The following is a 14,105-nucleotide window of genomic DNA, read 5'->3' on the forward strand; positions in this document are numbered from 1 at the left end:
ACAACAATGCTGGCGCCGACTACATCCGGATACGATGGTGCCCATGCCGTCCGAGAAGTCCGAGAGCCGCGAGACCCGCCCCTATCACCACGGAGGCCTCCGCTCCGCCCTGCTCGCGAGCGCGGAGCGCACCCTGCGCGAGAAGGGGACGGGAGCCCTGTCCCTGCGGGAACTGGCCCGCGACATCGGCGTCAGCCACGCTGCCCCGGGGCGCCACTTCAAGGACAAGCAGGCCCTGCTCACCGCCCTGGCGCTGGCCGGGTACGAGCAGCTGGCACAGACCCTGGACGCCGCCGACGACCCCGCCCTCCCGCTGGAACCGCGACTCGTCGGCCTCGCCCGGGCCTACCTCGGCTTCGCCGTCGAGAACGCCGAGCTCCTGGAGCTCATGTTCGCCCGCAAGCACGACCCCGACGCCTCCGAGGAGATGGCCGCGGCCGTGGACCGCACGGTGGGTTCACTGGAGCGGATCGTCGCGGACGCCCAGAAGCGCGGGGAGATCATCGAGGGGGACCCCGCCCATCTCACCCATATGGTGGGTGCCACCCTGCAGGGCACGGCCATCTTCGCGGCCAACGACCGGAGCACCCCGCAGTCCGCTCCCGACGGCGTTCCGCACCTGGTGCACCTGCTGCTGCACGGCCTCAAGCCCAGGTGACCCTCGCCCTCCGGCAGTTGTGCGCAACGCGTGTAGATGGTCAAGCCGAGACCATTCGCCGCCCATCGCCCTGCCATTGATCAGTAACCCCCAACCCCCTTCAGTAAGGCGGAAGTCAGGATTCCACCGCCCATCTTGTTGTCACGTACTCAACAAGGGGATGGTCTACGCGGGTCGCCGCCCCCACCGGGAACCTCACCGGTGGTCCCCCATCGCAGGCCTCTCTGCAACCCCCACTCTCAGGAGGCTGTACGTTGCGTACGCCCAACACCCCCCGCATATCCGGCAGATCGCGCCGGATCGGCTCGGCCGCCACGGCCACGGCCGCCCTCCTCCTCGCCGGCCTCGGCACCGCCGCCCACGCCGACGCGGCCACCCCCACGCCGCACAAGGTGAGCGCCAAGACCGTCGCCGCACAGGTCGCCAAGGCCCATGTGCAGTACGAGAGCGCGTGTGACACGACCCCGAAGAAGGGCTACGCCGCCTGCAACGCGCTCCGTGTCACCGGCGGCACCACCGCCTACATGGAGAAGCAGGCCGCGCTCAAGGGCGCGACCCCCAAGACCGTCAAGCCGAACGCCACCTCGGCCACGCCCACCGGCTACGGCCCGAGCGACCTCCAGGACGCCTACGGCCTGACCAGCGCCTCCTCCTCGAACGGCGCCGGCGAGACCATCGCCATCGTCGACGCCTACGACGACCCCAACGCCGCCGCGGACCTGGCCACCTACCGCTCCTACTACGGCCTCTCCGCCTGCACCGTCGCCAACGGCTGCTTCAAGAAGGTCTCCCAGACCGGCTCCACGACCTCCCTCCCCACCGCCGACAGCGGCTGGGCCGGCGAGATCTCCCTCGACCTCGACATGGTCTCCGCCATCGCCCCGAACGCGAACATCCTGCTGGTCGAGGCGAAGTCGTCGAGCATGGCCGACCTGGGCACGGCCGTGAACGAGGCCGTCAAGCTCGGCGCCAAGTTCGTCTCCAACTCCTACGGCGGCTCGGAGTCCTCCAGCGACACGTCGTACGACTCCTCCTACTTCAACCACCCGGGCGTCGCCATCACCGTCTCCGCGGGCGACGAGGCCTACGGCGCCGAGTACCCGGCCGGCTCGAAGTACGTGACATCGGTCGGCGGCACCGCCCTCTCCACGTCTTCGAACACCCGCGGCTGGACGGAGACGGTCTGGAAGACCAGCAGCACCGAGGGCACCGGCTCCGGCTGCTCCGCGTACGACGCCAAGCCCAGCTGGCAGACCGACACCGGCTGCACCAAGCGCATGATTTCGGACGTCTCCGCGGTGGCCGACCCGGCCACCGGTGTCTCCGTCTACGACTCCTACGGCTCCGACGGGACCGGCTGGAACACCTACGGCGGCACCAGCGCCTCGGCCCCGATCATCGCCTCCGTGTACGCCCTGGCCGGCACGCCGTCCAGCAGCTCCTACCCGGCGCAGTTCCCCTACGCGGACACCTCGGCCCTCAACGACGTGACCTCCGGCAACAACGGCAGCTGCACCACGAGCTACTTCTGCACCGCCGGCTCGGGCTACGACGGCCCGACCGGCCTGGGCACCCCGGCGGGCACGTCCGCCTTCACCGGCTGACACCCCCACACCTCCCCGTGGGGTCACGGGGAAGCCGCCCGCGGGCAGGGGACGTGGGGTCCCCTGGGCGGCACGGATGAGAACGGGCCGAGGCACCCAGCCTCGGCCCGTTCCTCCGTCTCTGGCACCATCACCCCAACAACACCACCACGGGGGAAACGAAACAGCATGAAGCGCGCTCTCGCGATCCTGATCACCGTCGCCGCACTCTCCGCGCCACTGACGGCGTGCAGCAGCGAGTCGAAGAACGTCTCCGGCTCCGTCGTCAGCAAGGACTCTGACTACGAGTGCAAGACGAAGAAGAAGGGCACGAAGAAGTCCCGCAGCTGCCACACCGAGTACGAGCTGACGATCCGCACGAAGAGCGGCGACGAGGAAGAGGTCGACGTCAGCAGCAGCGCCTACGACAACTGCGTCGAGGGTGCGAGCTATCCGAAGTGCACCACACGCTGACGAAACCGTCCGCATCCACACCGCCGACACCACCGTCACCACCGACCAAGCCAAGTGGGATGCCTTCGTACTCGGCGTAAAGGCAGGCGAGTTCGACCACTTCACCAAGTGAGCCAGACCCCGACCGTCCCACAACTCCCTAGCCGCACCGGCAGTTGACTACCTAGCATCGGATGTCGATCCAGTGCACCGGGGGGCCTGGCGTGACGTTGGTGATGGCGGTGGCGGCCGCATGCTGCGCCAACTCCACCACGGCAAGCGCACCGTGCCCGGCGCACTGCTCACGTCGGAACGCGCCGACGGCGACAGCCTGGGAGCCCTGCTGCGCTACGCGGCCTGGCGTCCACCATGGAGCCTGCGGCTCGTCCTGCGCTACGTCAGCCTGCGGCGCTCCTTGCTGTACGCCGCCGCGTCGGCGCCGCCCGAGGACACCGAGGAACTGCGGCGGGTGGTCGCGGGGATCACGGCGCGGATGGACGCGTCCGACAATCAGCACACCTGGCAGACCTTGGACATCCGCGCCTGGCTGAAGACTGCTCGAAGGGACCGCCGTTCCCGGGAGCGGTGGCTGCTGCTGATCCCGTGCGTGCTCATGCTCCCCGCGCTGTTGTTCCTGGTTGTCGGTTCGTTCACCTCCACCGCGGGCCTCCAGGAGTTCTTCAGCACCGGCGCCGGGCCGAAGATCCTCATGGGCTTCGGCATAGCCGCCCTGGCCTGGATCGCCTACCAGCTCACCACCCTGCTACGCACCTGGCGACTGGCGTCGGCCCAACCGCTGGGGGAAGCGCTGGCGGCCCACCGCTTCCGCCTCGGAACCGCACTGGGCGCCGCGACCACCGGCGTACTCCTTCTCTGGGCGCGGGCTGGGCGCCGCGGGCCCCGATGGCAGAGCCATCCGCACGCTCCACCTCCTCGACGCCCTGAACACCTTCCTGGTCTACCTCGGCTTCGCCCTTCTCCTGCTCTCCCTGCTCGCCCTGTTCCCTCCCGGCGGCCTCGCCCTCGCCGGCGGCGGAGCGATCGGCGCCCTCACCGCCGAGGCCGCCCTCAACGCCGGCCTCCTCGGCACGGCCGGGATCGTCCTGATGGGGCTGGGCGCCTCCAACGGCGGAGGTGATGGCAGCGACGGCACGCCGGCCGAGTCGGGATCCGGCTCCCCCCAGGGGTCTCCGGCGAAGCGTGGTTCCATCGACGAGACCGAGAAGCAGTTCAGCCCGAAAGAACGTCGAATAGCCGAGTATCTGGAGGCTGAAGGCAAGCACGTCAAGTCAGTCAAGGAGTCGACGGTCGAAGGCGAGAAGCGGCCGGACTCGCTTGTGGACGGCGTGCCCACCGAGTTCAAGACCCTTGACCCGAAGGCATCGCCGAATGCCATCAAGAACACTCTGAACACGGCCAAGAAGCAGGCACGTGATGCCGTGGTGGACGCCCGGCCGAGCGAGTTGGGCGAGACCGAGGCCCGACAATCCCTTGAGCGTTTCCTGCGCAATAATCCGCCAGGGCGGATGAACTCGATCCGGATCATCGGAAACGGTTACACCATCACCTGGCCCTAGGAGCACCCGTGAGTGAATATCACTACGTATTTGTCCATCCTGGTCAGCCCCAGGACCAACTCATCTCGGACCTTTCATGGGCGTGCGGAATCCAGCTGCAGCCGACCGAGAGCGAATTCATCGACTATGCGGCGAATCTGGGATACGCGGCAGTCGAGGTGGAGTTCTCCCATGACTATGAAGAGGACCAGGGGATGCCTTTCGAGCGGTACCAGTCTCTTTTCACGGTACGCGACTTCGACTCGAACATCCCCAGACAAGAGGGGCTCGCCCGCCAGATCTTCGCTCGCTTGGCATCACTCGGGAGGTATTCCCTCCTGCTCACATTGGACTTGCAGCAGTTCATCGATGCGACGCCACCCATTCCAGGAACAGGAGCAGGAGCAGGAACAGGCAGCGATCGGAATTGAACTGAGCGCTTCCGTGAACCCGGGCACGGGTAGTCGTCTACGACGACGAAGAGCCCGTGTATCGCGCGCGTCGATGCCGTGGAGGGACCGATCCAGCGGCTGCCCGGAGCCCACGTCATGCGGATCGCGGAAGTGGCCGGGGAGCTGAAGATCCCTACCCCGCTGGGACCGGCGGCCGGAGCCCCTGCCCTGGTGATGAGACCCTCACCGGTTGACGCTCCGTCACCAGCCGCGCCCCGACGGGCCATGAGGCCCACGGACGAAGCCGGGTAGCCTTCACCCGCAGAACAGGGGTGCAATAGGGGTGCCACCAGCACACCAGATCCCAAGAAGAGGTCAACGACGGAACCACACGAAGGTTCCGCTCCGGCCTCATTGCCCGGCGTGACCTGCCGTGATACACAGAGTGACCGGACAGTGCATTCGTACGAAACCCGCCAATCAATGACGCCAAGTCGACATCCGGCAGCAGAATTGTCGGCGAGAATGATGCCTGACCTCTGCGCACCTGCAGGGGGAAGCGGAACTACCCACCAGGGGCGGTGACTTACATGCTCTTTGCGGCCGACAAGGGAGACATCAACACCATCATCGGCGGGATCGCTCCGGACTGGGGCCCCTTCGGGGCGCTGGGCACGGAAGCGAAGACGATGATCCAGGTCGTCATGGCGGTCGCCATCATGCTCTGCCTCGGCATCGCCATCTGGGGCGCCGCGAAGCAACGCATCGGCGCGACGGCCCTCCGTGACACCTTCAGCGCGGAACAGGGCAAGGGCCTGATCATCGCCGGCCTCACCGGAGTCTTCATCATCGGCTCACTCGGCACGCTGTTCACCATCGTGTACGGCATGGCCGTCTAGCAGGCGTTCCTCCAGTCCCCGGGCACGCCCGGCCCCCACCCCTCCACCCCACCCGCCCGTCGTGCCCACCGACTGAGGTTGCGTTTCCCTGATGCCGAGTCACCACACCGCGCCCGCGCAGGAACCAGCACGGCTACCGTCGTACTCCTACGTGTTTCCGCACGACGTCGAGGGGGCGTACGCGGCATGAGTCCCGGTGACGAACACGAGCCCTCCGGCGGCTACGGAGGCTCCGGCCAGACCCGCACGCGCATGCCGGACGACGTGTACGGCGGCGCGCGTCCCCGCGCCCGCTCCTCGTCACGCAGCCTGGTCACGGTGGTCGGCGTAGTCGTCCTCCTCATCGCCGCGATCGCCTTCGCGAACCGCGGAGGAGAAGACTCCGCATCGAACACCGGGGCCAGCGACAAGCCCGAGGCGGCAAGCACGGCGGCAAGCGGGACGAAGCCGGTGGCTGCGGGGTTCGCACATGACGAACAGGGGGCTCAGAGTGCGGCGGCGAATTACGCGGTGTCGCTGGTCTCGGCCGACATCCTCAAGCCGACCCAGCGAGCCGGGATCCTGCGGCAGGTCTTCGTCACCGACAAGCAGGCCGAACTCTCGGCCAAGTTCGACAAGGCCTACTCCAACGAGTTCCTGAGCAGCATCGGCCTGGACGAGAACGGCAACGCGACCAAGGGCCAGACCTACGTCTCACGGACCGTGCCGATCGGCACCAAGGTCTCGAACTACACGGACACCTCGGCGACCGCCGAGGTGTGGTGCACCGGCCTGTACGGCACCGCTGGCGACGCCTCGACCAATCCCGTCACCAGCGACTGGTTCACCATGACCCTCCAACTGCGCTGGGCCGACGGCGACTGGAAGGTCGACAGCTTCTCCCAGAAGGACGGCCCCGCCCCGGTCCCCGGGGACAACAAGGCGTCCAGCGCCGACGACATGGCGAAGGCCGTCGAGGAGTACGGAGGGTTCTCTTATGCCCGGTAGTCCGCGCCGCGTACTCAAGGTCGCCGCAGCCCTCACCGCCGTACAAACAGCCGCCGTGCTGCTGGCCACCCGCGCCACAGCCGCACCCACACCCTCCCCCTCGCCTTCGCCGAGCGCGTCGAACAACAACTGCGACCTGATCGTCGGCCCCGCCAAGGACTACTGCGAACGCGGCAGCGGCTCCGAAGGGGCCGGCGGAACCACCGTCGACCCCACCTCCACCCTCGACCCCCTCTCCTCCCTCGCCAAGGGCTGCGCCGACGCCGCCGCATGGACCGTCGACAAGCTCAGCGAGGCCGTGAAGGACACCGCGAACGTCGACTTCACGAACCCCAAGTTCCTCCAGCAGTACGCGGTCGTCTTCGCGGCGTCGACGATTCTGACGCTTCTGCTGTGGCTGCTGGCCGTAGCCAAGCGAGCCGTCCGTGGCGCACCCCTCACCACGGCCGTCTCCGAAGCGATCGGGTTCCTCTGGCTGACCGTACTGGCGTCGGCGTTCACCCCCCTGATCCTCTACACGGTCGTCTCGGCCACCGACGGCGTGACCGAGGTCCTCGCGAAGACCACCGGCGACCAGACGGACACGTTCTTCGGCACCTTCTCCGGCGCCCTGGAGAAGGGCGAGGACATCGGCGGCGGCCCGATCATGCTGATCGTGGTGTCCCTCGTCTCCATCCTCGCCGCCGGAGTCCTCTGGCTGGAGCTGGTCATCAGGGCCGCGCTCCTCTACGTCGGCGCCCTCCTCGGCACCGTCGTCTACGCGGGCCTGGTCGACAAGAACCTGTGGGGCCACGTCCGCCGCTGGGCGGGCATCATGATCGCGGTCATCCTGGTCAAACCGGTCATCGTGATCGTCCTGGGGCTCGCCGGCGCACTGTCCGCCGACGACGGCCCCGACGCCTTCTCCGCCGTGGTCTCCGGCCTGGCCATCATCCTGCTCGCCATCTTCGCCAGCGCGATGATCTACCGCTTCGTCCCCGGCTTCGGCGACGAGATCGCCGGCTCCCGCAACAACCGCATCATGCAGGGCGCCGAAGGAAAGGCGGCCGCGGTCATCAGCTCCCCCGCGACCCTCGTCGCCCAGGGCATCAAGACCCACAGCACCAGGGCCGACAACAACGGCGGCGGCAACGGTTCGAGCGGCGCCCGCCCCTCCAACCCCGCCTCCGGCGGCGTAGCCGCCCACAGCGCCCGCACCCCGAACGGTGGCGGCGGATCTGTCCCCTCCGCCGCACCCCAGCCCCGTTCGAGCAACACGGTCAACACCCCGCACGCCAGCAACAACCGCAACAACCGCACAGGAGGTGACGGGCGTTGACGACCGAGTCCCACGTGTCCCACGCAGTCACGCCCCGCCGTACCTATCTCATCGGCCGCGCCCGGCCGAACGCGATCGTCGGCCGCAACCGTGAGACCGGCGAGATCGCGCTCATCATCGCGGGCGCGTTCCTCGGCATGATGTGCGGGCTCCTCGTCCCCTTCCTGGCCTTGCGCATCGTGCTGCTGATGGGCTTCCCGCTGATCGCCCTGATGGCGGTCTACGTGCCGTACAAGCACCGCACGTTCTACAAGTGGTTCGAGATCAACCGCAGTTACAAGCGGTCCCTGAAGCGGGGGACCGTCTACCGCTCCGGCGTCATGGAGGCCGGCATCAGGGCCGACGGCCTGGAGGTCGAGATCGGCCCGCCGCCCGGCATCGGCCGTATCACCTGGCTCGCCGCGCCCTTCGGACCCGACGAGATCGCCGTACTCCTGCACGCGGACCGCCGCACCGTCACCGCCGCCATCGAGATCGAGGGCCCTGGCGTCGGTCTGCGCGACTCCGAGGACCAGGAAGCCCTCGTCGACCGCTTCGGCACTCTGCTCAAGCACGTCGCCAACGGGGACGGCTTCGTCACCCGCCTCCAGATGCTCGCCCGTACCCTCCCCGCCGACCCCGACGCCCACGCCAAGGACGTCTCCGTCCGCGGGGACGACAGGGCACCGGGATGGCTGCAGCAGTCGTACGACCAACTCCAGTCCATGGTGTCGACCAGCAGCGAGCAGCACCGCGCCTACCTCGTCGCCTGCATGCACTTCACCCGCGAACTCGCCGCCGAGGCCCACACCATGGCCCGCGCGGCACGCCCCCAGTCCGGCCGCAAACTGGACCGCGACGCGGGCCTCGCGGTCGTGATGGCACGTGAGCTGACGGACATCTGCTCGCGCTTGCAGGAGGCCGACATCCGCGTACGGCAGCCGCTGGGCCAGGGCCGTCTCGCCTCGCTCATCCACTCCATGTACGACCCGGACCACCCCATCGACCACATCCAGGCGATGAGCAAGCGCAACTCCTGGCCGGCCGAGCTGGACGCCATGGAGCCGACGTATCTCCAGGCGAAGACCCGGGAGTCCAGCACCCGCGCGCCCTGGTGCCATGCGACGGCCTGGGTGAAGGAATGGCCGATGACCCCCGTCGGCGTCAACTTCCTCGCCCCCCTCCTCGTCCACACCCCGGACGTCATCCGCACGGTCGCCGTCACCATGGACCTCGAACCCACCGAGGTCGCCATCGAGCGCATGCTGACCGAGAAGACGAACGACGAGGCGGAAGCCTCCCGCCAGGCCAAGATGAACCGCACCGTCGACCCGCGCGACATCGCCTCCCACAACCGTCTCGACCAGCGCGGCGAGGACCTCGCGAGCGGTGCGGCCGGCGTCAACCTGGTCGGCTACATCACCGTCTCCTCCCGCAATCCCGACGCCCTGGCCCGCGACAAGCGGACCATCCGGGCCTCGGCCGGAAAGTCGTACCTGAAGCTCGAATGGTGCGACCGCGAACACCACCGCGCGTTCGTGAACACGCTCCCGTTCGCCACCGGCATCCGAAGGTAGGGGCTGAGCTCAGATGCGGGACCCGCTGTCCGTCCTCACCGACGCCTTCACGTCCTTCCTCTTCGGCAAGGTCGAGACGACCCGCCTGCCCGTCCGCACCTCCACCGGCCAGGCCCAGGCGGTCTACCTGCCCACGGCCGCACCGGGGCTGGGCGACTCCGGCGTGATCATCGGCCGCGAGGTGTACTCCGGGAAGGGCTATATCTACGACCCCTTCCAGCTGTACGGCCAGCAGCTCCCGGCACCTCACTGGCTGGTCCTCGGCGAGTCCGGCAACGGCAAGTCGGCGCTGGAGAAGACGTACGTCCTGCGCCAACTGCGCTTCCGCGACCGGCAGGTCGTCGTTCTCGACGCGCAGGGCGAGGACGGGGTCGGCGAATGGAACCTCATCGCGCAGGAGTTGGGGATAACTCCTATCCGCCTGGACCCGATGGCCGCCCTGGACATGGGCATCCGGCTCAACCCGCTCGACCCCGCGATCACGACGACCGGTCAGCTCGCGCTGCTCCGGACCATCATCGAGGTCGCGCTGGGCCACGGCCTCGATGAACGCTCCGGCTTCGCCCTGAAGGTCGCGCACGCCTACGTCAACGAGACGATCGTCGAACGCCAGCCGATCCTCACCGACATCGTGGAGCAGCTACGGCACCCCGAGCCGGAGTCGGCCGAGGCGATGAACGTCGACATAGAGGACGTACGGGCATGGGGTCTGGACGTCGCGCTGGTCCTGGACCGTCTGGTCGACGGTGACCTGCGTGGCATGTTCGACGGCCCCACGACGGTCGGCATCGACCTGGACGCCCCGCTCATCGTCTTCGACCTGTCGCACATCGACCGCAACTCCATCGCCATGCCCATCCTCATGGCGATCGTCGGCGTGTGGCTGGAGCACACCTGGATCCGCCCCGACCGGAAGAAGCGCATCTTCCTGGTCGAGGAAGCCTGGCACATCATCAACAGCCCCTTCGTGGCCCAGCTGTTCCAACGGCTGCTGAAGTTCGGCCGACGGCTCGGCCTGTCCTTCGTGGCGGTCGTCCACCACCTGTCCGACGTGGTGGACGGAGCGGCGGCGAAGGAGGCGGCGGCGATCCTGAAGATGGCGTCCACGAGGACGATCTACGCCCAGAAGGCGGACGAGGCCAGAATGACGGGCCGGGTGCTGGGTCTGCCACGCTGGGCGGTCGAGATCATCCCCTCGCTGACACCGGGCATCGCGGTGTGGGACGTCAACGGCAACGTCCAGGTGGTCAAACACCTGATCACCGAGACGGAACGCCCACTGGTCTTCACCGACCGCGCGATGACCGAGTCCTCCGAGGACCACCTCACGGACGACGCCCTGCGCGCGGCCGAGCTGGAGGCGGAGGAACGGGCGGCGGCCTTCATGGAACAGCACATGGAGCAGCACATGGGCGACTCCGAGTCGACGGTGGCGTAGGCGGGAGGCGTGCCATGGTGAGACCTGACGATCGCCGCGGGCGGGAGGGCCAGGGAGGTCAGGGAGGTATCCCCGACGGACTGTTGGTCGGCATACTCGCCTTCCTCCTCGGCATGACCCTGATGGTCTGGTCGGCCACCGGCCTGGCGGGCCTGTTCGCCCACGGCAACTGGCCCCAGGGCGTCACCTACGCCCGTACGCCCCTGGCGATGCGCCGGCTCATCGGCCGGCCCCACGACATCCCGGGCGCCTGGCCGGAGACCCCGGCCGGGCAGCTCTCCGGGTACGGGCTGTTCTGGGGGCTGGTCATCGGGCAGCTGATGATCCTGGTCGTGCTCACCGTCTTCGTCCTGGGGACGGTGGCTCGTTGGAAGGCGGTACGACGGGCGCGGCGGACGGAGGCTCCCGTCGCGGTCGTGGAACAGCCGCCGCCGGCTCCGGAGCCCGTCGTCGAGGCGGTCACGCACCACGAGGTCCCGACACCGCGGGCGGAGCCGGAACCTCCCGCGGCGGTGGCGGTGCCGCCACGGGTGGAGAAGGTTCTCGTGGCCCCGCGGGAGACCCGCCAGGCCTCAGCCACCCAAGCGGTCCGCGACGCCGAGGGCGCCACCCTCGTCGTCACCTCGAACCCCGCCGTCTGGTCCGACACCAAGGACGCCCGCACCAAACTGGGCCCGGTCCACCTCTACGACCCCGCCCACCTCTGCGACACCCCGGCCCGGCTCCACTGGTCCCCCACGACGGGCTGCGAGGACAAGCAGACGGCGACCGCGAGGGCCCACGCACTCCTCGCCCCGGTCCGCCCCACGGCGAAGATCGACCAGGCCGTGGCCGACGTAGCGGAAACGCTCCTGCGAAGCTGTCTGCACGCCGCCGCCATCGACGGCCGCACCATCCGGCACGTCCACCGCTGGTCCCAGGGCACCCAGATCCAGGACGCGGTCCGCATCCTCCGTACCAACCCCAAGGCCGCCCCCGGAGCGGCGGGCGAGCTCGAGGCCGCGCTCACCGCGTATCCCGAACGCCGGGACATCGCTCAGGAGTTGACCGGCCGCGCACTCTCCGCCCTCTTCACGGTCAACATCCGCGAGGCGTGCACTCCAAACCGAACTGATGCCCTTGCCTTGGATTCCTTCGTGGACGAAGGGGGCACGCTTTATGTGGTGGGGGAATCCATCGAGGACCCCCGGACCAATCCGGGCGCCATGCCACTCCTGACGGCGCTCGTCTCCAGCGTGGTCGAGCGTGGCCGGCGCATGGCCGAACGGTCATCCTCCGGTCGCCTCGACCCACCACTGACGCTCGTCCTGGACGACGTCGCCGCCGTGGCTCCGCTTCCCCAGCTCCCGGAGCTGCTGGCCACCGGGGCGGACCGGGGCCTGCCGACCCTGGCCCTGCTCCGCTCCCGGGAACAGGCGAGGGCCCGCTGGCCGCACGACGAACTGCCCGTGTGACACGACCCGTTGCGGCTCAGGCCTTCTCGAGGACGAACTCCCACTCGATCTCGTCCTCGTTGCCGGGCAACGGCACGGTCTTCCCGGTCGGCACGAACCCGGCCTTGCGATAGAACCCCTGGGCCCGCGGATTGTCCTCATGCACGATGAGCCGCACAGCCTCGACCCCACGCCCCCAAGCCCACTCGACGGCGGCCTCGAAGAGCCCCTTGGTCACCCCGCCACCACGCCACTCCGGCCGCACGAACACCCCGACCAGATGCCCCTGGTCCCGCTCCACGGCAAACCCGGCCCAGTCATCCGTCCCGGCCTCCTCGATCAGCACGACCACGGACCCGACCCACGTCCCGTCCGCGGCCTCGGCAACGAACTGCAGCGCCCCGCCATCCACCTTCGACGACCCGGCAGCCCGCTCCTGCCAGAAGGAGTCCGGATGGGTCAGGGCCTTCTCGTACGTCTCCAGAAAGGCAACCGGTGCCGCCGGATCCTGCAACGCGACGAGCCGCAGCTCCTTCACGGCGGGCCACTCGTCGGCACGTATGGACCGGACGACGTACGAGTCTGGGATCGAGTCACTCATACCGATCACGGTAGTACCCAGGTATCAGACCCCTCACCTCATATAAGCCCCCAGGTCGGACGCCTGGTACCCACCCCACCCTGGACCATCGCACCATGGACCCCATGCCGGAGGAGCGAGAGACGAGAGCGGCCGAACCCCTCACCCAGTGGGTACAGCGCATCGCGCACGCGATGCGCGCCTTCGACCGCCGCCATCCCCTCCCCTGGGACCTGGCCTTCACCGGCTTCTGGGTGACAGCGGCCCTGATCGACTACGTCGGCGGCGGCTGGGAGAACGTGGCCCGCAACAAGGACGTCCCCGCCTCACTGCTCCTCACCATGACCCTGGGCCTCTCGCTCCCCCTGCTCTGGCGCCGCGCCCACCCCCGAGCCGTCCTGTGCGCGATGGCCCCCATGGCCGTCGCCAACGCCTGGAGCGGCGCGGTCCTCCAGGCCGCCCTGCTCCAGCTGGTCGTCGTCTACCACATCGCCCTGCGCCGCCCCCCGCGCTCGCTGTGGTGGACCACGATCCTCGTCATCACCCCGGAGTTCGTGACGGCCGCCCGCCACTCGAAGAGGAGTTGGGACGAACAGGTGGTCCCGCTCCTCCTCTCGATCGCCCTCTGCGCCGCCATCGGCATCACGGTTCGCACCCGCCGCGACTACACCGGGGCCCTCAAGGACCGCGCCCGCCGCCTGGAGACCGAACGCGACCAACAGGCCCAGCTCGCCGCGGCCGCCGAACGCGCCCGCATAGCCCGCGAGATGCACGACATCATCGGCCACAACCTCTCCGTGATCACCGGCCTCGCCGACGGCGGCCGCTACGCCGCCGCGACGAGCGGTGGCCACCGGCGACGCGGTGGTGGCCCCCAGCCTGACCCGCCGCCTCCTGGACGCCTACGCCCAGCACCTCCCGGCGGAAACCCCGATCCCCGAGCCGACGGACTCACGTCTCGCAGCCCTCACCGACCGGGAACGCGAGATCCTGACGGTGATCGGCAAGGGCTGGACGAACACGGAGATATCCGCCCGCCTGCACCTGGCCGAATCGACGGTGAAAACCCATGTGGGCCGCATCCTGGCGAAGACGGGCTCCAGGGACCGGATCCAGGCGGGGATCCTGGCATACGAAACAAAGCTGGTGAAATAGAAAAACCCCCGTGCCGATAGGCACGGGGGTTTTCTCAAAATTTGTTCGGCGGTGTCCTACTCTCCCACAGGGTCCCCCCTGCAGTACCATCGGCGCT

At 68.7% G+C, this 14,105-nt stretch carries 13 protein-coding genes and 2 pseudogenes; 14 read left to right on the top strand and 1 reads right to left on the bottom strand.

All coding sequences use genetic code 11. The annotated features are described in order from the left end of the window. Positions 1–34: 34 nt before the first annotated feature. The 12 genes from TN53_RS35360 to TN53_RS35415 all read left to right on the top strand — a co-directional run bounded on the left by TN53_RS35360 (position 35) and on the right by TN53_RS35415 (position 12,294). Entirely contained in the window at positions 35–658 is a 624-nt protein-coding gene (locus TN53_RS35360) for a TetR/AcrR family transcriptional regulator (protein WP_046262899.1), read from the top strand. Positions 659–912: 254 nt separating this feature from the next. After that, a complete protein-coding gene (locus TN53_RS35365; RefSeq protein ID WP_046262900.1) occupies positions 913–2,262 on the top strand; it encodes a S53 family peptidase in 1,350 nt (449 codons plus the stop codon). Between the two features lie 168 nt (positions 2,263–2,430). Then, positions 2,431–2,715, top strand: a complete 285-nt coding sequence (locus TN53_RS35370; protein WP_046262901.1) for a DUF2500 family protein — start codon at positions 2,431–2,433, stop codon at positions 2,713–2,715. A 232-nt stretch (positions 2,716–2,947) separates the two neighbouring features. Beyond that, positions 2,948–3,832 (top strand): hypothetical protein, encoded by an 885-nt coding sequence (locus tag TN53_RS45915; RefSeq protein WP_199924706.1) that lies wholly within the window; start codon positions 2,948–2,950, stop codon positions 3,830–3,832. Beyond that, positions 3,801–4,271 carry a hypothetical protein gene (locus tag TN53_RS47995; RefSeq protein ID WP_052745366.1) on the top strand — a complete coding sequence of 157 codons (471 nt, stop codon included), beginning with the start codon at positions 3,801–3,803 and terminating at the stop codon, positions 4,269–4,271. Before TN53_RS45915 ends, TN53_RS47995 begins: the two co-directional genes overlap by 32 nt. Before the next feature lie 8 nt (positions 4,272–4,279). Beyond that, positions 4,280–4,681 (top strand): hypothetical protein, encoded by a 402-nt coding sequence (locus TN53_RS35385; RefSeq protein ID WP_046262903.1) that lies wholly within the window; start codon positions 4,280–4,282, stop codon positions 4,679–4,681. A gap of 551 nt (positions 4,682–5,232) precedes the next feature. Further along, positions 5,233–5,541, top strand: a complete 309-nt coding sequence (locus TN53_RS35390; RefSeq protein WP_046262904.1) for a hypothetical protein — start codon at positions 5,233–5,235, stop codon at positions 5,539–5,541. Between the two features lie 186 nt (positions 5,542–5,727). Continuing rightward, the gene (locus TN53_RS35395; protein ID WP_046262905.1) at positions 5,728–6,528 is read left to right on the top strand and encodes a hypothetical protein; all 801 of its coding nucleotides are present in this window, start codon (positions 5,728–5,730) and stop codon (positions 6,526–6,528) included. Beyond that, a complete protein-coding gene (locus tag TN53_RS35400) occupies positions 6,518–7,846 on the top strand; it encodes a hypothetical protein (RefSeq protein WP_046262906.1) in 1,329 nt (442 codons plus the stop codon). Before TN53_RS35395 ends, TN53_RS35400 begins: the two co-directional genes overlap by 11 nt. Then, complete coding sequence (locus tag TN53_RS35405; protein WP_046262907.1) at positions 7,843–9,402, top strand: SCO6880 family protein; 1,560 nt, start codon at positions 7,843–7,845, stop codon at positions 9,400–9,402. Before TN53_RS35400 ends, TN53_RS35405 begins: the two co-directional genes overlap by 4 nt. A gap of 13 nt (positions 9,403–9,415) precedes the next feature. Continuing rightward, the gene (locus tag TN53_RS35410; protein WP_046262908.1) at positions 9,416–10,840 is read left to right on the top strand and encodes an ATP-binding protein; all 1,425 of its coding nucleotides are present in this window, start codon (positions 9,416–9,418) and stop codon (positions 10,838–10,840) included. Positions 10,841–10,857: 17 nt separating this feature from the next. Next, entirely contained in the window at positions 10,858–12,294 is a 1,437-nt protein-coding gene (locus TN53_RS35415) for a TraM recognition domain-containing protein (RefSeq protein WP_046262911.1), read from the top strand. Between the two features lie 16 nt (positions 12,295–12,310). On the opposite strand, the gene TN53_RS35420 is transcribed toward TN53_RS35415, so the two are convergent. Then, positions 12,311–12,874, bottom strand: coding sequence for a GNAT family N-acetyltransferase (locus tag TN53_RS35420; RefSeq protein ID WP_046262912.1), 564 nt, complete (start codon positions 12,872–12,874; stop codon positions 12,311–12,313). A 173-nt stretch (positions 12,875–13,047) separates the two neighbouring features. On the opposite strand from TN53_RS35420, the pseudogene TN53_RS45920 reads away from it, so the two are divergent. Continuing rightward, a pseudogene (locus TN53_RS45920) lies at positions 13,048–13,650 on the top strand (DUF7134 domain-containing protein); the annotation flags it as partial. Between the two features lie 43 nt (positions 13,651–13,693). After that, a pseudogene (locus TN53_RS49385) lies at positions 13,694–14,008 on the top strand (response regulator transcription factor); the annotation flags it as partial. Positions 14,009–14,105 lie beyond the last annotated feature (97 nt).

The organism is Streptomyces sp. WM6386 (genome assembly GCF_000972385.1).
In the GTDB taxonomy this organism is placed as follows: Bacteria; Actinomycetota; Actinomycetes; order Streptomycetales; family Streptomycetaceae; genus Streptomyces.

Bases quoted from the DNA above. Each gene is read 5' to 3' on its own strand.
- TN53_RS35360 (WP_046262899.1), top strand. From the start codon at position 35: ATGGTGCCCATGCCGTCCGAGAAGTCCGAGAGCCGCGAGACCCGCCCC.
- TN53_RS35370 (WP_046262901.1), top strand. From the start codon at position 2,431: ATGAAGCGCGCTCTCGCGATCCTGATCACCGTCGCCGCACTCTCCGCG.
- TN53_RS35420 (WP_046262912.1), bottom strand. From the start codon at position 12,874: ATGAGTGACTCGATCCCAGACTCGTACGTCGTCCGGTCCATACGTGCC.
- TN53_RS35390 (WP_046262904.1), top strand. From the start codon at position 5,233: ATGCTCTTTGCGGCCGACAAGGGAGACATCAACACCATCATCGGCGGG.
- TN53_RS35410 (WP_046262908.1), top strand. From the start codon at position 9,416: ATGCGGGACCCGCTGTCCGTCCTCACCGACGCCTTCACGTCCTTCCTC.
- TN53_RS35395 (WP_046262905.1), top strand. From the start codon at position 5,728: ATGAGTCCCGGTGACGAACACGAGCCCTCCGGCGGCTACGGAGGCTCC.
- TN53_RS45915 (WP_199924706.1), top strand. From the start codon at position 2,948: ATGCTGCGCCAACTCCACCACGGCAAGCGCACCGTGCCCGGCGCACTG.
- TN53_RS35400 (WP_046262906.1), top strand. From the start codon at position 6,518: ATGCCCGGTAGTCCGCGCCGCGTACTCAAGGTCGCCGCAGCCCTCACC.
- TN53_RS47995 (WP_052745366.1), top strand. From the start codon at position 3,801: ATGGGGCTGGGCGCCTCCAACGGCGGAGGTGATGGCAGCGACGGCACG.